18 protein-coding genes and 1 pseudogene are annotated in these 15,695 nt (G+C 47.7%); 11 read left to right on the forward strand and 8 right to left on the reverse strand.

Annotation, left to right across the window (positions count from 1 at the left end; genetic code table 11):
- Positions 1–190 precede the first annotated feature (190 nt).
- The 8 genes and pseudogenes from EKM92_RS13740 to EKM92_RS07800 all read left to right on the forward strand — a co-directional run.
- A pseudogene (locus tag EKM92_RS13740) lies at positions 191–547 on the forward strand (GNAT family N-acetyltransferase); the annotation flags it as partial.
- 9 nt (positions 548–556) lie between these two features.
- Entirely contained in the window at positions 557–1,078 is a 522-nt protein-coding gene (locus EKM92_RS13745; RefSeq protein ID WP_225420755.1) for a GNAT family N-acetyltransferase, read from the forward strand.
- A 99-nt stretch (positions 1,079–1,177) separates the two neighbouring features.
- Positions 1,178–1,711, forward strand: coding sequence for a DUF805 domain-containing protein (locus EKM92_RS07775; RefSeq protein ID WP_125709555.1), 534 nt, complete (start codon positions 1,178–1,180; stop codon positions 1,709–1,711).
- A 29-nt stretch (positions 1,712–1,740) separates the two neighbouring features.
- Complete coding sequence (locus EKM92_RS07780; RefSeq protein ID WP_125709557.1) at positions 1,741–1,971, forward strand: hypothetical protein; 231 nt, start codon at positions 1,741–1,743, stop codon at positions 1,969–1,971.
- Positions 1,968–2,330, forward strand: a complete 363-nt coding sequence (locus EKM92_RS07785; RefSeq protein WP_125709559.1) for a hypothetical protein — start codon at positions 1,968–1,970, stop codon at positions 2,328–2,330. The genes EKM92_RS07780 and EKM92_RS07785 overlap by 4 nt, the downstream gene beginning before the upstream one ends.
- A complete protein-coding gene (locus EKM92_RS07790) occupies positions 2,327–2,527 on the forward strand; it encodes a hypothetical protein (RefSeq protein WP_125709561.1) in 201 nt (66 codons plus the stop codon). Before EKM92_RS07785 ends, EKM92_RS07790 begins: the two co-directional genes overlap by 4 nt.
- Positions 2,527–3,231, forward strand: coding sequence for a TIGR00266 family protein (locus tag EKM92_RS07795; RefSeq protein ID WP_125709563.1), 705 nt, complete (start codon positions 2,527–2,529; stop codon positions 3,229–3,231). The genes EKM92_RS07790 and EKM92_RS07795 overlap by 1 nt, the downstream gene beginning before the upstream one ends.
- Before the next feature lie 4 nt (positions 3,232–3,235).
- Positions 3,236–3,730, forward strand: a complete 495-nt coding sequence (locus EKM92_RS07800) for a hypothetical protein (protein ID WP_125709564.1) — start codon at positions 3,236–3,238, stop codon at positions 3,728–3,730.
- 42 nt (positions 3,731–3,772) lie between these two features.
- On the opposite strand, the gene EKM92_RS07805 is transcribed toward EKM92_RS07800, so the two are convergent.
- Positions 3,773–5,128: an amino acid permease gene (locus EKM92_RS07805; RefSeq protein WP_125709566.1), complete on the reverse strand. Its 1,356-nt coding sequence runs from the start codon at positions 5,126–5,128 to the stop codon at positions 3,773–3,775.
- Positions 5,129–5,302: 174 nt separating this feature from the next.
- Here EKM92_RS07805 and EKM92_RS07810 point away from each other — a divergent pair, with 174 nt between their 5' ends.
- Positions 5,303–6,190, forward strand: coding sequence for an NAD(P)H-dependent flavin oxidoreductase (locus tag EKM92_RS07810; protein WP_125709568.1), 888 nt, complete (start codon positions 5,303–5,305; stop codon positions 6,188–6,190).
- Positions 6,191–6,256: 66 nt separating this feature from the next.
- A complete protein-coding gene (locus EKM92_RS07815; RefSeq protein WP_125709570.1) occupies positions 6,257–6,535 on the forward strand; it encodes a PspC domain-containing protein in 279 nt (92 codons plus the stop codon).
- A 47-nt stretch (positions 6,536–6,582) separates the two neighbouring features.
- Here EKM92_RS07815 and EKM92_RS07820 read toward each other — a convergent pair whose 3' ends face one another.
- From EKM92_RS07820 to EKM92_RS07850, 7 genes are all read right to left on the reverse strand, one after another.
- On the reverse strand, positions 6,583–7,338 hold the full coding sequence (locus EKM92_RS07820) for a CPBP family intramembrane glutamic endopeptidase (RefSeq protein WP_125709572.1): 756 nt from the start codon (positions 7,336–7,338) through the stop codon (positions 6,583–6,585).
- Between the two features lie 90 nt (positions 7,339–7,428).
- Positions 7,429–9,177, reverse strand: a complete 1,749-nt coding sequence (locus EKM92_RS07825) for a 1-deoxy-D-xylulose-5-phosphate synthase (protein WP_125709574.1) — start codon at positions 9,175–9,177, stop codon at positions 7,429–7,431.
- A 130-nt stretch (positions 9,178–9,307) separates the two neighbouring features.
- Positions 9,308–9,523: a hypothetical protein gene (locus tag EKM92_RS07830; protein WP_125709576.1), complete on the reverse strand. Its 216-nt coding sequence runs from the start codon at positions 9,521–9,523 to the stop codon at positions 9,308–9,310.
- Positions 9,524–9,561: 38 nt separating this feature from the next.
- Positions 9,562–10,464, reverse strand: coding sequence for a zinc-binding dehydrogenase (locus EKM92_RS07835; RefSeq protein ID WP_125709578.1), 903 nt, complete (start codon positions 10,462–10,464; stop codon positions 9,562–9,564).
- Between the two features lie 84 nt (positions 10,465–10,548).
- Positions 10,549–11,841 (reverse strand): ammonium transporter, encoded by a 1,293-nt coding sequence (locus EKM92_RS07840; protein ID WP_125709580.1) that lies wholly within the window; start codon positions 11,839–11,841, stop codon positions 10,549–10,551.
- 185 nt (positions 11,842–12,026) lie between these two features.
- Positions 12,027–12,533 (reverse strand): hypothetical protein, encoded by a 507-nt coding sequence (locus EKM92_RS07845; RefSeq protein WP_125709582.1) that lies wholly within the window; start codon positions 12,531–12,533, stop codon positions 12,027–12,029.
- An 84-nt stretch (positions 12,534–12,617) separates the two neighbouring features.
- Positions 12,618–13,412 (reverse strand): DNA/RNA non-specific endonuclease, encoded by a 795-nt coding sequence (locus tag EKM92_RS07850; RefSeq protein WP_125709699.1) that lies wholly within the window; start codon positions 13,410–13,412, stop codon positions 12,618–12,620.
- A 210-nt stretch (positions 13,413–13,622) separates the two neighbouring features.
- On the opposite strand from EKM92_RS07850, the gene EKM92_RS07855 reads away from it, so the two are divergent.
- Positions 13,623–15,245 carry an ABC-F family ATP-binding cassette domain-containing protein gene (locus EKM92_RS07855; RefSeq protein ID WP_164509935.1) on the forward strand — a complete coding sequence of 541 codons (1,623 nt, stop codon included), beginning with the start codon at positions 13,623–13,625 and terminating at the stop codon, positions 15,243–15,245.
- Positions 15,246–15,695 lie beyond the last annotated feature (450 nt).

Genomic DNA, 15,695 nt, shown 5'->3' on the forward strand with positions numbered 1-15,695 from the left:
TTCACGAGAAAACATATTAACATTACAAGATACGAATATACGACTTATCTATGAAGATTACAAGCTACAGCATGAAGTTTATGAAGATTTTTTTGGCAAGTGATGAAATAAATCGGTATTCTACCAGTAGGAGGTAGGGAAAATGATCACCACATTAACCACAGTGAGTCCTGAACAACTCGATGAGATCATGGCGATTTGGCTGGCCAGCAACCTTGATGCGCATGATTTTGTCTCGGCGAGTTATTGGCATGACAATTTTGATGCGGTGAAACAATTGTTGCCGCAAGCAGAAATTACTGTTGCGGAAGTCGATGGCAAAATCGTCGGCTTTGCCGGGATGCAAGACGATTATTTAGCTGGGATCTTTATCGATGCAAAGTATCGTGATCAAGGATTAGGGACACAATTATTGCGGGCTTTGCACGCGCGACATCCTTTGATCACATTGAATGTCTTTGATCAAAACTCGCGGGCCCAACAGTTTTATCAACATCACGGCTTTCACCCTGCGCAGAAACAATTCGATGAAGAACTTGGGGTGTGGGATTGGACGATGACCAACTCGCCGGTGACTTATGAGACTGAACGGTTAGTGGTGCGACAACTGAACGCAAGCGATCGCGCAAACCTTGCGCGCACTTTGCAAGATGAACAGGCGATGTATGCTTATGCGCATGCTTTTTCCGATGCAGAAGTCGACAGTTGGTTGAACAATCAACTGCGGCGTTATCAAGACGATGGCTTCGGACTGTGGGCCGTGGAAACAAAGTCAGGGGAATTCATCGGTCAGTGCGGCTTGACGAAACAACAATGGCAAGGACAACCGGTTGTTGAAATTGGTTATCTCCTCCAACGTGATCACTGGCATCAAGGCTTTGCCAGTGAAGCCGCGCGCGGAGCCAAGCAATATGCCTTCAACCACTTATTGCTCCCAGAAGTCTGGTCGATCATTCGCGATAACAACTTTGCGTCGATGAATGTCGCGATCCGCAATGGCATGTTAGTCCGTGGAAAAATTGTGAAGCATTATTATGATCTCAATATGCCACATTACGGCTTCAGTATTCGTCGATAATAGTGGCGTGAGGTGACGATTTTGTTCGTTGTGAACGTATACGTTAGGGCGTAAACTAACAATGGAATAAAAAATCAGTGAGACTTGGGAGGCAGCACCATGGCAAAAAAAGCAAGTGATGCGATCGTTTCACAAGCAGGGAATCATTTTTATGGGGCAGGTGGGTTGGTGGCAATTGCTGCATTCTTTGGCAACTACGTGAATTTCACCGGCCGCAGCACCAGACGGGAGTATTGGTGGTGGACGTTGTGGCACTTTTTACTTGGGGCGATTTATTGGGGGATCATCATCGGTTCGGTCGGGTTGACTAGCTTGAAGAAAGACCCGACCAGCTTGATCATGAGCATGTTGGGATTCTTGCTAGTGGCGTTATTGTTTAGTCTCGCGATTTTATTGCCAAGCTTAGCGTTAGGGATCCGCCGCTTCCGTGATGCAGGGGTGCATTGGGGTGTGTATGTGGCGCTGCAAGTGGCAACCGTCGCCGTCTTGTTTCTTTTGCATGATCAATCCACCATTCAATCGCTTTTGACGGCGGCAATCAGTTTGGTGTCGTTGGTGATCGCGATTTTGCCGACGAAAAATCCGCCTGTTGATGAAACGGATTCATGGGCTGAATCATCAAAAGTGCGCTGACGATTTTGATCGGTGCGGTGCTTGCTTATGTGTGGCGTTATGTATGGGCAGGACCTGATGGTATGATGCGTCGCGCCTTAGCGGTCGTGGTCGCAATCGTTGGTGTTGGTTGCTTCGCGTTAGCTGGTGTGATGGTGTGGGGGTTGGCGAGAAGTGCGGTGTTGAATGGTGCGATGATCGCTTTTGTCGTGTTGTTTGTGGTCGTCGGGGTGAGTTTGTTGTTCACAGCTATTCGTGCATTTCAAAAGGAGTCGCTATGAAAACCGAGTGGGTAAATCGTATCGTGATGGGGATCGGGTTGATCGTTGCGGCATTGATCTATGTGTCGATCGTGCAATGGCTTCATTGGTATGGCTGGCTTGCGGAAATTGCATGGCTGATCACTGTGCAATTGGTATTTGACCGCTATATCAGACGCAAACGCCAAGCCTTGACGAAACTTTGGAATCTAGCAGATCAATTGGGGTATGATGAAGCGAAAATTGCGCAATTTACCCCAAAATATGGTCGCATCGATTGGCAGTTGGCCCATCCTGACAATTTGCAATTTCAACCAAGCGATACCGTGATCGCGCAAGTAACAGACCAACTTGAACGAGATTTGGAGACTTTAGGATGAAATGGACGCCAGCACTGCAAAAAGAGTATTTAAAGAAAATGCGGTGGTTTCTGTTTTTTGCCATTGGCTTTTTCATCATGTTGTTGATTTCAGTATGGCTACATCGCTGGCTTGTGATTATTCCGAGTTTTGCGATGTTTGTGCTGATGAGCTATAGCTGGTGGTCGTTTCGCGAAACCATTTTAGGGAGAAAATAATGGAATATAAAGTATTAGGCAGTGGGACTTTTCCGTTAGTCACGATCAACTTAAATCGCGGCGACAGCGTGCAAATCGAATCAGGGGCGATGGTATTTCATAACGGTGGCATCGAATTATCAGGGCGCATGAATGCTAACGGGTCCAAAGGCCTCGGCGGGATGTTAAAAGCGGCAGCTCGCAGTATGACTAGCGGTGAAAGTTTCTTTATCACCACTGCCAGCGGGACCCAACAAGGTGGGGAGTTAGGCATTGCGCCTGGTAATCCCGGCGCGATTCAAGCCTTAGACTTACATGATGATTCGCAGTGGTGCTTGAACACTGGGGCGTTTTTGGCAGGGGATGCTGGCACCAGTTATCAAATGATCCGCCAACATGTTGGCAAAGCTTTATTTGGCGGCACTGGCGGGTTATTCATCATGCAAACCAGCGGCACTGGGACGATGTTGGTCAGTGCATACGGGGATCTGCTGGCGATCGACCTCGACGGCAGCCATGATTACGTGATCGACAATACCCATGTCGTCGCTTGGCAAACGAGTTTACAATATTCGATCGAAGCGGCAAGCGGGACCTTTGGCTTTACCACCGGTGAAGGCTTGGTCAATCGGTTTACTGGCCGCGGGCGCGTGTACATTCAAACGCGTAACATCGAAGCGCTAGCGAATATGGTTTCCCCATACATCGCAACGAAACAGAGTTAAGCTAATGGAGAAAAAACGCACAGTACCTTGGGGAAAACTCTTGATTGGCGCCGGCATTTTATTTCTCGTGATTGCGGTCGTTTGTTATTTAGTTTTGCATCAGCGATTGATCGGACTGGTTGCGATGGTGATTGGCATGTTCCTGTTTGATTTGAGCCTAGGACCAAGGCAAAATCGCAGCCTTTGGGACAAATATCGCTGGTTGGTGGGTCTGATCGTTGTGGTGTCGTATGTCGGTTTGACGATGTTTGGTCGCCACACCTATACAGGACATATCACTGCAGTTACTCGCGTGGAAGACCGCCACAGCAGTCATCATTATGCGATCACCTTGAAAAACAGCAAGCAAACGTATCACCTTGAAGATTCGAGAAATGTTTTTCTTGGCAAATCCGATTACTTGCACTTACATGTCAGCGATAAACGGGTGAAGGTGACGACCAGTGGAATCTTGCCAAGTAATTTCTTGATCCAACAAAACATCTTATCCGTAAAATGAAAAATGCCGATCACTCGATTATCTGAGTGGTCGGCATTGTTGTTATGCTGTGCGATGATGATGTTTTTTGAAATAGATCAAAACGATGATTGCCAAGTAGATCACACCGATCCCAAGTGAGATCCGGGTTTCAGGATTCATGATCATGAACACCAGCGTCAACGCTAAGAAAGCGAGCGTTAAGTAATTGGTGAAAGGTGCGCCTGGCATTTTAAACGGATGTTCTGCCATTTTGTCGGCGTGGACTTTGCGAAATTGCGTTTCGGAAACTAATATCACGACCCAAGGCACCATACCAGGAAGCACGGAACTTGAGTACACCATGACAAAGACATTGCCAGCGGCAGGGGCGATCAACGGTAACAACGCGTTGAGCAACACCCCGAGACCGATGCCTAATCCCACCAACAACACAGGATATAGCGGCACCCCATGGCGGTTAAGGAGTTTGAATTTCTTTGGTAACTGCTTTTCTTCTGCTAAGGTGTAAAGCATGCGACTCGCGGAGTAAATGCCTGAGTTCGCACCAGACAAGGCGGCGGTGATGACGACAAAGTTGATCAACGCTGCTGCAAAGGTGATGCCGATTTTTGAGAAAGTTTGCACGAATGGGGAGCCGATGGCAGACAATTGATTCCATGGATAAATCGACACGATCACAAAAATCGCCCCAACGTAAAAAATCAAGATCCGACCGACAGTATCTTTGACCGCTTTGACGATCGTCGGTCGCGGATTTTCCGCTTCGCCAGCGGTGATCCCAAGTAATTCAACGCCTTGATACGACCCTAACACGATCGCCAAAGCAAAGAAGAATCCTTTGACGCCGCCAGTGAAGAAGCCACCATGCGTCCATAAATTCGAGATACCGACTGGTTTGCCACCATGGCCGATCCCAAAAATAATCACGCCCAGGCCTGCAACAATCATTAAAATAATGGTGACCACCTTGATCAAGGCGAACCAAAATTCCATTTCCCCAAACATCCGCACTGAGATCAAGTTTGCACAGACTAAAGTGGTGATGGCGATCAACCCTGGTAACCACCCGGGAAGATTCGGCCACCAGAATTTAAAGTATTCGCCGATCGCGATCATTTCCGACATCCCGACCACCACAAACTGAAAGACATTGCTCCAAGCCGTGAGGTAGCCGAATACTGGATGCATGTATTCACTTGCAAATTTGGCAAAACTGCCAGTTGCCGGATCCACATATAACATTTCACCTAAGGCGCGCATGATCAAATATAAAAAAATGCCGGCGATGCCATAAGCTAGTAACACTGAAGGGCCAGTCCACTTGATCGTCGAGGTCGCCCCCATGAATAAACCGACGCCGATGGTGCCTCCTAAGGCGATCATTTGCATATGGCGGGCAGAAAGTTTTCGCTGCATAAATTCAAGACTCACTTTCGTTAACGGGAGAAAAACAACGTTCACCATTTTACGCTGTTTATTCACGTTTTGCAAACAGGTGTCACACAGCGTAGACAAAATGAAAATGGTGGCGTTTTCGCGTGAACACGGGTATTCTTATCATAGAATACGCGCAAGAAAGGACTCACATAGATGACGAACATTTTAGGCACCAAATATCCTTTGATCCAAGGGGCGCTGGCTCAAATCTCTACGCCAAAACTGGTGATTGCAGTGGCCAAAGCTGGTGGGCTAGGCGTTTTGACTACTGCCGGCTTGACGACTGAACAATTGTCACAACAAATTGCTGAGATCCGTGAAGCGACCGATCAACCTTTTGCCGTGAATTTGATGTTGCAACAGCCTAATATTGTGGACATGGTAACGTATTTGCTCGCGCATCCAGTGCCTGCAGTGACGACGAGTGCCGGTTCACCGAAGCGCTTCGCCCAACAACTACAAGCAATCGGGACGAAAGTGATCGCTGTGATCCCGAATGTGAAAGTCGCGCAAAAAATGGCGGCATTAGGGGTTGATGCTTTAGTGGCAGAAGGCATGGAGTCAGGTGGCCACATCGGCACACAAACCACGTTGTCGTTGGTGCAACAAGTGATCAATGCTGTCGACTTGCCAGTGTTTGCGGCTGGTGGGATCATCGATGCGCGTTCCGTTGCCGCGATGCAAGCGCTCGGTGCAGTCGGCGTGCAAGTTGGAACAGCCTTCCTAGCGGCAGATGAAACACCGATTTCAGACGCTTATAAACAAGCAGTCATTCAAGCTGGCGATACCAGCACTGTGGTCACGGGACATGCGTTAGGGGATGCGGTGCGTTGTTTGCAAAATTCGCTCACCGCCAAGTACTTTGAAGCTGAAGCCAGCGGTGCCGATGCGAAAGTCTTACACGGCTTGTTAGATGGGAGTTTAGGTCGCGCCGTTGCTGGGGATGTTGAACACGGCACCTTGATGGCCGGTCAAATCGCCGGGATGGTCGATCGTATTGAACCGGTTGCTACAATTGTTCATCGCTTATTCCCAAATTAAGCCTCGAGTCTGATTAAAACATTCATCTTCAGCATGCTATAATAATGACACTAGGAGGTGGCGTTGATGGCAGGTAATCAATATCGCAAGTTGCGCCGCTCACGGACCAACAGTGTGATGGGTGGTGTCTGTGGTGGCTTAGGTGAATTCTTCGGCATTGATCCTGTGATTTTTCGGATCATTTTTGCGGTGGCGTTCTTTGTTTACGGCACTGGCTTCGGGCTGTATCTGATCTTGTGGCTGGTGATTCCACAAGCGACGCGCTCAGAACCTCACTTTGAAGAAGAAGAAGCACCACATGATGAAGACGACCATCACGACGATGACGAGTGGTCAGATTTCTAAAGATGCATCACAAAAAGCGATCAGCTGCAGCTGGTCGCTTTTGCACTTTAGAAACGTAACTCGTGATTTTCGCGACTGAGTTGTTTCATTAACCAAATGCCGATCACCAAATCGACGATGACCATCAGCAATAAACTGGCAATATCTTGAAAATTCATGCCAACGTAAGAATTTGAGTAGCCAGAAAGGCCTGCCAAGGTATCAAAGCCGGCGTGCATGATGATCGTGAAGCTGAGATTTTGGGTGTACATGAACAATCCTGCGGCGGCAAAGCCCATCGCTGCAGCATATCCGACTTGAATCAACACTTGCGTCCAGTCGGGGTTGACTGAATAATTGGTCAAATGTAACAACCCGAAGGCAATGCCGCTAGTGATGGCAGTCCACCAATAAGGCGACCAACGTCTTGGTGCTTTGGTCCATAACCAAAATAGAATCGGTCCGCGACACATGAGCTCTTCAACCAACCCGATGCACAAGCCATCGAGCAATGCCGTGGGAAACATGCCCCAATGTAACTCATTATCGACCAAATTCAACGCGATCATGATCACGACGATCAATGTCGCGCTTTTGACATGTTGTGGACGCTTGAATAATGGAATGTGTAGCCACCAATGCGATAAAGCCAATAAGGCGAGGGCAAAACCTAGCATCAGCACATCATCTGACACATTATCTTTTAAATGCAATTGCCCGGCGATCGTGATCGTGGTCATGGCGATACATGCCACGATGAATCCTAAGAAGTAAGTGGCCAACACTTTTACCCCAAAGTGTGCCACTGCTTGCCAATTTTTCATTTTCAATTCCTCCGCGACTATTATCCCACAATATTCGCGTCGGTAAATTAAAAAGCTTCCCGCCAACGATCGACGCGAAGCTTTTTAACTTTAAATTTCTTTGAGTGCGTCTAAAATGGCTTGCGTTGCAGTGTCAGGCGTTAACTTGAATTCTTTCATTAGCGCCTCGCGCGTTTCATTGTGATTGAAACGACGTGCTGCCCCTAACGTTAACACATTTACATCAGTGGGACCGTAGTAAGCGGCGATTTTTTGTCCGAAGCCGCCATCTAGCGTGCCTTCTTCCATGGTGACCACCAACTTGTGGAAGCCGCGAAGTTGTTCTAAGCCGTCAACATCTAAGGTGTTGGTGCTCCGCGGATCGATCAAGGTGGCATCGATGCCTTGCGCAGACAACTTACCTAGGACTTGTTCTGCAAGCGGCCGCATGGAACCTAGGCCCATCAAAGCAACTTGAGTGCCGTGATGCAAGACATGCATTTTCGTTGGGGCGAAATCTGCGGCTAAGGGATCAGAGTGTACACCGTTGCTAGGCACGCGGATCGCAACTGGTCCGTCAGTTTGTGCTAAGGCCCAGTCCAGTTGGGCAAGCAAGTCTTCTTTAGTGGTTGGGGCGAGATATTTCAGATTGGGAATATTCGATAATTCCGCTTGATCTAAATCACCTTGATGCGTGGGATCGCCACCAGAGATGCGGCCGCCATTGATCAACATGACGACTGGTAACGAGTTGATACCAAGGTCATGGGAAAGTTGATCATAAGCGCGTTGTAAGAAGGTTGCCGAGTGAAAGACTACAGGACGCAAACCACCTTTGGCCATACCAGCCGCTAAGGTGATGGATTCTTGTTCCGCAATGCCGACATCGATGTAGCGCTTAGGATACTTTGCCGCCCAATCTTTCAAGTGGAAGCCACCAGGAACAGCAGCGTTCATTGCATAAATTGGGACACCATGTTGAACTTGTTCATCTAAATCTGCCAAGATCAGATCCCAGTAGTTTTCGCCAGTTGAGACATGTTTGGGAGAGCCATCAGGTAAGTTGAATGGGACATGCCAATGCCAAGCTTCTTCATTTTCCAAGGCAGGTTTAAAGCCGCGGCCTTTTTGGGTGTTGATGTGTAGGACTAAAGGATGGTCGATATCTTTGACGGCTTCAAAAGCGTCGATCAAACTTTGAATATCATTGCCGTCAGCAACATAGCGATAGTCTAAACCCAGGGCTTTGAACAAGTTGTTAGGCGCTTCGCCGTTAGTTTTGCGGAGCTCAGCAAGGTTTTGGTAAATGCCACCGTGGTTTTCAGCGATACTCCATTGATTGTCATTGACCACGATCAACAATTGACGATTCAACACTGCCGCGTTGTCTAAAGCTTCATAAGCTAAGCCACCAGACATGGAGCCATCACCGATCACTGCAGTAATGTGATCGTTGGTGTGTTGATCGTCGCGCGCTAACGCTAATCCAGAAGCAAGGCCAACACTAGTTGACGTATGCCCGATGGTGAAAAAGTCATGTTCAGATTCCCGCGGTTCGGTGAATCCGGAAACATCGTGATAATGCTCAGGGTCGAGCCAAGCAAGTTTGCGACCAGTTAAAATCTTATGGGTGTAGCTTTGATGCGACACATCAAAAACGATTTTGTCATGTGGGGAATCAAAAACAGTGTGCCAAGCAATGGTGAGTTCAACTGAACCTAAATTTGGGCCGACGTGGCCGCCGGTGACCGAAACTTTAGTTAACAGTAACTCGCGAATTTCACTGGCGAGTTGTTGCAGTTCGGCGACGCTGTGAGTGCGTAGGTCTGCAGGTTGGTTAATGGTTTCTAAAATTGACAAAAGGCGCCTCCACTAATTAATTTATAGTATCTAATTTATACTTAAATTTTTAAGCGTGCAAGAACGCACTTGAAAGTGCCTTTATCGGTAAATAAATAACCACCGCCCTCAGACAGTGGTTAAATCAGAACTATTTCTCTTCTTGTTCGCGATGCTTGGCGACAGTGGCTTTCGCTTTTTTAGCTAAAACGCGTTCTGGCGTCAATAACTTGTAAACCCCAAAGCTTAACAAACCGGCAATCGCCGTAGCACCAAAGACGATTGAATAAACAGTGCCTTCGATGGTGGGCTTAGGGGTGTCAGCTTTGATTTTTGTGGCGGTGTTGCGCAATTTTTTGAATGCCATGAAATGCGCCTCCTCAATAGTTACATTATAACCTCAAATTACGCTTTGACCAATACCAAGCGTCCATCATGAGGCTTGCCGAGGAGTTCATGACCTTGTTGCACACCAGCTAAATTAAAAGGTAATTCTTCGGCGAGTTGGATTTTGAGTTGTCCGACTGCCAACGCCGGTGCTAAGGCCCCTAACGCGATCGCGTCGCTAGGTTCGGCGACTGGATGCACATGGACGATGTCGATCGCTTTTGAATCCGCGCGACTATTCACATGTGCGACTGTCACTAATTGCCCACCTAAGCGGGTCATCGCGACATCTTCTGCAAAACCCACGCCATCCATGGCGACGTTGATCACAATATCACCAGCGTTGGCAAGTACTGAAACGAGGTCTGCATTATCGTAAGGCACTGCGCGCAAAGCCCCATCTTTGATCACCGCTTCTTGATGACGTGCAGAAGCGATGCCGATCACATCTGCACCCATTGCCGTCGCCAGTTGCACGACTAAGGCGCCGACGCCACCGTTTGCGCCTTTGACGATCACAGTTTGACCAGGTTCGATCGTCGCGAAACGATGAACGATGCGCCAAGCGGTGATACCAGGCGTCACGAGCGCTGCCGCTTGGTCCATTTTCAAACTTTGCGGCATTAACACGGCAGTGTCTTCAGTTGCTAACACATAATCGGCATACGCGCGATCAGTATGGGCTAAGACGCGTTGACCGATTTTAAAATCCGTCGTCCCGGCATCAACGACTGTGCCAGCAACATCATGGCCTGGAATGGTAAAGCGGCCATCAGGGGCATTGAAGCGCTCGGTGCGATCGCGATTGTTTAAGCCGACGGCGAGTGGTTGGATCACCAGTTGCCCGTGGCGCGGCACTGGATCAGGAATTTCAACTTGCATAAATTGTCCATTGGGATGGTTGAGGCCAAATGCTTGCATGAGTCTATCCTCCTTGCACAAATCAACGATGACAACACTATTATTGTGCAATGGAAAACGACATTTGGCAATTTTGAAGCATTTTTATTTTGGGGAACGGGGATCAAAGCCACGCATCTGTCCTAAGAATTCATCTGGATAACGCAACACATCAGAATCACGATCACTAGACTCGGCGACTTCACCGTGTTCTGCGATGTCTAAGCCCACTGCTTCATCGCGTTGGGTGACACGCATCGGGATCAAATGCTTCAACACTAAGGTGATGACGATTGCCATCACACCCACTAATAAGATCGTCACCACAGTCCCAGCAAGTTGGATCCCGAATAAATGCCAGCCGCCACCGTAAGCGAGGCCATTTTCTGCAATCGACGGATTAGCAGCTTTCGTGGCAAATACGCCAGTGAGAATCGACCCGACGATCCCTGAAACCCCATGACACCCAAAGGCATCTAAGGCGTCATCGATTTTGAGACGTGGTTTGAGGTATTCGATAAAAAAGTAACTCGTCGCCGTCGCGCAGATCCCGATCATGAAACTCCCAAACAAGGTCACGTACCCACAAGCAGGGGTCACGCCGACTAAACCGCATAGTGCCCCGGTACAAACACCGATCAGCGTTGGCTTGCCATGTTTATAAACATCTAAACACATCCACATCACTAAGGCACTGGCTGCAGCTAAACTAGTGGTCAACGCGGCATTGACTGCGGTTGTGTTGGCAGCAAGAGCAGAGCCTGCGTTAAAGCCATACCATCCGATCCACAAAATCGCAGTCCCTAACAACACCCAAGGTCGGTTGTTAGGAGCAGTTTGCTTTGCTCGTCGCGCCCCCAGAAAATATGATAAGACTAACGCTGTGATCCCAGCATTGATATGAATCACCGTGCCACCAGCAAAATCGAGCACCCCCCAGCTTGCCATTAAGCCATGGGGACTCCAAATTAAGTGCACCAGCGGATAGTAGATCAACACGCTCCACAACACAATGAACCACGTCAAAAATGAAAAACGCATCCGACCAACAACAGCCCCAATGAATAAAGCCGGGGTAATGATTGCAAACATCATTTGAAATAACGCGAAGGTGCCAACGCTGAGGTGATCAGTTCGCAAGCTCGTCAAGTTAACCCCATTCATAAACAAGCCTTGAACTTTGCCAATGATCCCACCGATATCTGGTCCAAAGGCAAGTTCATAACCGATCAACGCCCACAATAAAATCGCGATGCCAGTGATATAAAACACAGAAAGCATGGTATTGACCACATTGCGCTTTGACACCAAGCCACCATAGAAAAAGGCAAGGCCTGGTGTCATGAACCACACTAATACACTTGCAAGAATGACAAAGGCAGTGTTGGCAATACTCATATTGGTTACCTCCTGAATCATGCGTTCCAACAGTTTTTGTCATTGTAAACCCGGTTTTTGGTATAGTTGATGTTGGAATCGGTTTCTCAGTAGGCAAAACGTTCGGAAAACACAAAAAAACGCCGACCCAGCGGCGTTTAAAAATTAAAATTCAGTGTGAGTAATCCTGACAGAATCGATTGACGTTAAATTAAACGCGCGCGTTCTCTAGTCAATCGTCGATAAGCACCATTTATCAAATTCACATAAACTAAGAAGAAAACACCGATCGCAACAAATAGCATAAAGCATGCAGCCCCAAAGCTATTATCCAACATCGCGGCTGGCGCGATCGATGCGATACACATCCCGATACCAAACACCATCCCGATAGTGCGGGAATGTTGATAAGCGCTAAGTTCTTGTTTTGCGAGTTGTCGCGCGTCAGCGGAAATCAAGACGCGGCGATGTTTGTGACCTGAATGTCCAAGTCGTGGGGCGATGATCAACATCACACCGACTGCTGTACCTAATAAGTAAAGGCCGGCGCCTAAGCCATCGTTGCCATTGTCAGATAACGCAATCGGTAAGGCTAACGCAGCAATTAACACGGCAATGCCTAAAGCAGTCAAACGCGCGCGATGTTCATTTTTTTCCCAAAAGCTGATCGCCGTTTGACTGTCGATGCCTTTGGTAGTGGTTTGTTTTGTCATGTAAACTCCTCCAAACGAAGACTCGATTTTATCATACCTAAAGTGTTGCATGTCAGCGTCGGCCTTGAGGCGGAATTTCTCAGCTTATTGCGCGCGGCTGGTGCCATCGGAATAATTTAATATCACCCCAGATTGCACATTGAAGATATATACATTAAAGCGAATGGTGTTGTCGCCGACTGATTGCGCGCGCATCGCCACCCCTCGCGCTAACAGTTCATTCCCACGAAAAACTGGGGTGACTTCATAGCGAACGTAATGACTGGTTGATTGTTTCAAGTAATGGGCAATGTCATCTTCATGTGCTTGCATCAACGGGGAGTTGAGTTCACGGGTGCCAGTCATTAAATTCTTGGGGTTGTTGTTTTCGCCAGAAAGTTGAAAGCCGATCAAATGCGAGCGATTGTACAACCATTGACCATTGATTTTTTTGTTGTGCCAACCAGTGGGGTCCCAACTCAACGGTTCACGTTTTTCAGTGGGCATGATACTGCGATTCAACATTGCTTCAGCAGGGCCGACGCGGTTTTGTGAATCGAGATTTGAAAAGGTGGTCCAACCGCCGGACTTTGTCGACAATTCACTTTCTGCAAATGCAGGATCGTTATTGTTGATGGTGATTTCTTGATCACCGTTATAAGTCAGCGCCGCAAGTTTAGCAACTGGTTGGGCGGTGGTGTTGTCTGCAGATTTAGTTGGCGCGCCTTGCGTAGTGCCTTGGGTGGAAGCACTGCTACTAGCGCTGCTTGAAGTGGCGGCGTCGTTTGGTCCGAAGACTTTTTGTTGAACTTGTTGACCACCGCCAATGGCGACACCTAACACAATGAGGCTTGTTGCGAGTTTCCGCCGGCGCGTACGAGCACGCTTTTGTCGCGGCATTTTCCCGAGGCCGACCACCGCACCAGCGACCACTAAAATAATTCCTAAAATTAACATCACGTGATCCTCCGTGTATCCAGTTTACAAGAATGCGATGAAAATATCGAGTGCGTGACATTTTTCTACTATAGATTGTCGGAATGCTTTATTTCTGATATGATTAGTGGCAATGTGAAAAATTACGACAAAAAATGATCGCGAGGGAAAAGATTGCTTACTGTTAACAACGTGTCGATGACGTTTTCTGATCGAACTTTGTATAAAGATGTCAATTTGAAATTCACGCCGGGCAACTGCTACGGCATCATCGGGGCTAATGGGGCCGGCAAGTCGACCTTTTTGAAGATCCTAGAAGGCAAGCTCACGCCAACCACTGGGACCGTTTCGATGGATCAAAACGAACGCATGAGCGCGCTGCGTCAGGATCACTTTGCGTTTGATGATCAAACGGTCATGAACACCGTGCTCCAAGGCTGGACGCGACTTTATGAAGTGATGACTGAAAAAGACGCTTTGTATGCCAAACCAGACTTCTCTGAAGAAGATGGCTTAAAGGCTGCAGAACTCGAAGGCGAATTCGCTGAAATGGATGGCTGGAACGCAGAATCTGATGCGTCTCAACTGTTGCAATCAGTTGGGATCCCAGAATCTCAACACCAAACGATGATGGCTGAATTGCCAGAAGGTGAAAAAGTTAAAGTCTTGCTCGCCCAAGCCATGTTTGGGAAGCCTGACTTACTGCTTTTAGACGAACCGACCAACGGGCTTGATCCTCAAACCATCGCTTGGTTGGAAGACTTCTTAGCGGACTACGACAACACTGTTTTAGTTGTCAGCCATGACCGTCACTTCTTAAACGCCGTTTGCACCATGATGTGTGACGTGGACTTCGGCAAGATCGAAATGTTTGTCGGGAACTACGACTTCTGGATGGAATCTTCGAAGTTAGCCCAACAACTCCGCGCTAACGCCAACGCCAAAAAAGAAGAACAGATCAAGCAACTCCAAGAATTCGTGGCGCGCTTCTCTGCTAACGCCTCCAAGTCCAAACAAGCGACTTCGCGTAAGAAGCAATTGGAAAAAATCACCCTTGATGACATCAAGCCTTCTTCTCGTAAATACCCATTCATCAAGTTCGTCCCAGAACGCGAACTTGGTAACGACTTACTCCGCGTGGAAAACGTGTCGTTGACTGTTGAAGGCGAAAAAGTGCTCGATAATGTGTCCTTCATTTTGCGCCCAGGCGACAAAACCGCGTTCATCTCTCGCTCAGATGTGACGACTAGCTACTTGATGCAAGTGATCGCCGGTGCCATTCAACCTGATGCTGGGACTGTGACTTGGGGTGTGACCACAGCGCGTGCTTACATGCCAAAGGACTTGAACCCAGAGTTCTCTGACGAACGCTTCGACATTTTGGAATGGTTGCGTCAATTCGCTGCCAAAGAAGAATCCGACAACACGTTCTTGCGCGGGTTCTTAGGTCAAATGTTGTTCCGCGGCGATGAACCATTGAAGAAAGTCACCGTTTTATCAGGTGGCGAAAAAGTGCGTTCATATCTGGCAAAAATGATGTTGAGCAAAGCCAACGTCTTGTTGTTAGATGATCCAACCAACCACTTGGACTTGGAATCCATCACCAGCTTAAACGATGCGTTGATCGACTTCCCTGGTGCTATGATCTTTACCTCACATGACCACCAATTCATTCAAACGATTGCTGATCACATCATCGAAGTTGGACCGAAAGGTATTGTTGATCGTGCCGACACCACTTATGATGAATTCATGGCGCATGAAATCGCCCAAAAACAAGTGCAAGATATTTACTAAACCATTGCGCAGTGCCTTCCTCGATTGAGGGAGGTATTTTTTTGGCTTCAAACGGATATTTTGTGATGAATAACGTGATTGGTATAGTTGACTAAATGGTTGAATGATGCGAAAATCAATACCTGACAATCGGAATTCTGACACAAACTTGAACTCAATTTATCGCTTATTATCAGGTAAACAAGGCATCTGATCTCGTTAACAATATAATGCAAAATTGTTGTGTCAACAAATATATTATTGCAGTTATTATAATTTGAGATCTTCGGTCTACACGCTTGACATCGAACGTGAATTCGGTATAATAAGCTCCTAATTACGAGGAGGTGAATTTTTCCAAATCACGCAGAACGAAAACGATTCGGTGTGGCGATCAACTGCATGTGGGTGGCGTGTCGTTGATCCATTCGATCATTTTTACACTAGTCAATTTGTGTCCCCGGATCACGT

The sequence above is a fragment of the Lacticaseibacillus porcinae genome (assembly GCF_003946305.1).
In the GTDB taxonomy this organism is placed as follows: Bacteria; Bacillota; Bacilli; order Lactobacillales; family Lactobacillaceae; genus Lacticaseibacillus; species Lacticaseibacillus porcinae.

Bases quoted from the DNA above. Each gene is read 5' to 3' on its own strand.
- EKM92_RS07775 (WP_125709555.1), top strand. From the start codon at position 1,178: ATGGCAAAAAAAGCAAGTGATGCGATCGTTTCACAAGCAGGGAATCAT.
- EKM92_RS07820 (WP_125709572.1), bottom strand. From the start codon at position 7,338: ATGAAAAATTGGCAAGCAGTGGCACACTTTGGGGTAAAAGTGTTGGCC.
- EKM92_RS07850 (WP_125709699.1), bottom strand. From the start codon at position 13,412: ATGCCGCGACAAAAGCGTGCTCGTACGCGCCGGCGGAAACTCGCAACA.
- EKM92_RS07795 (WP_125709563.1), top strand. From the start codon at position 2,527: ATGGAATATAAAGTATTAGGCAGTGGGACTTTTCCGTTAGTCACGATC.
- EKM92_RS07785 (WP_125709559.1), top strand. From the start codon at position 1,968: ATGAAAACCGAGTGGGTAAATCGTATCGTGATGGGGATCGGGTTGATC.
- EKM92_RS07840 (WP_125709580.1), bottom strand. From the start codon at position 11,841: ATGAGTATTGCCAACACTGCCTTTGTCATTCTTGCAAGTGTATTAGTG.
- EKM92_RS07805 (WP_125709566.1), bottom strand. From the start codon at position 5,128: ATGCAGCGAAAACTTTCTGCCCGCCATATGCAAATGATCGCCTTAGGA.
- EKM92_RS07835 (WP_125709578.1), bottom strand. From the start codon at position 10,464: ATGCAAGCATTTGGCCTCAACCATCCCAATGGACAATTTATGCAAGTT.
- EKM92_RS07830 (WP_125709576.1), bottom strand. From the start codon at position 9,523: ATGGCATTCAAAAAATTGCGCAACACCGCCACAAAAATCAAAGCTGAC.
- EKM92_RS07845 (WP_125709582.1), bottom strand. From the start codon at position 12,533: ATGACAAAACAAACCACTACCAAAGGCATCGACAGTCAAACGGCGATC.
- EKM92_RS07810 (WP_125709568.1), top strand. From the start codon at position 5,303: ATGACGAACATTTTAGGCACCAAATATCCTTTGATCCAAGGGGCGCTG.
- EKM92_RS13745 (WP_225420755.1), top strand. From the start codon at position 557: ATGACCAACTCGCCGGTGACTTATGAGACTGAACGGTTAGTGGTGCGA.
- EKM92_RS07815 (WP_125709570.1), top strand. From the start codon at position 6,257: ATGGCAGGTAATCAATATCGCAAGTTGCGCCGCTCACGGACCAACAGT.
- EKM92_RS07800 (WP_125709564.1), top strand. From the start codon at position 3,236: ATGGAGAAAAAACGCACAGTACCTTGGGGAAAACTCTTGATTGGCGCC.
- EKM92_RS07790 (WP_125709561.1), top strand. From the start codon at position 2,327: ATGAAATGGACGCCAGCACTGCAAAAAGAGTATTTAAAGAAAATGCGG.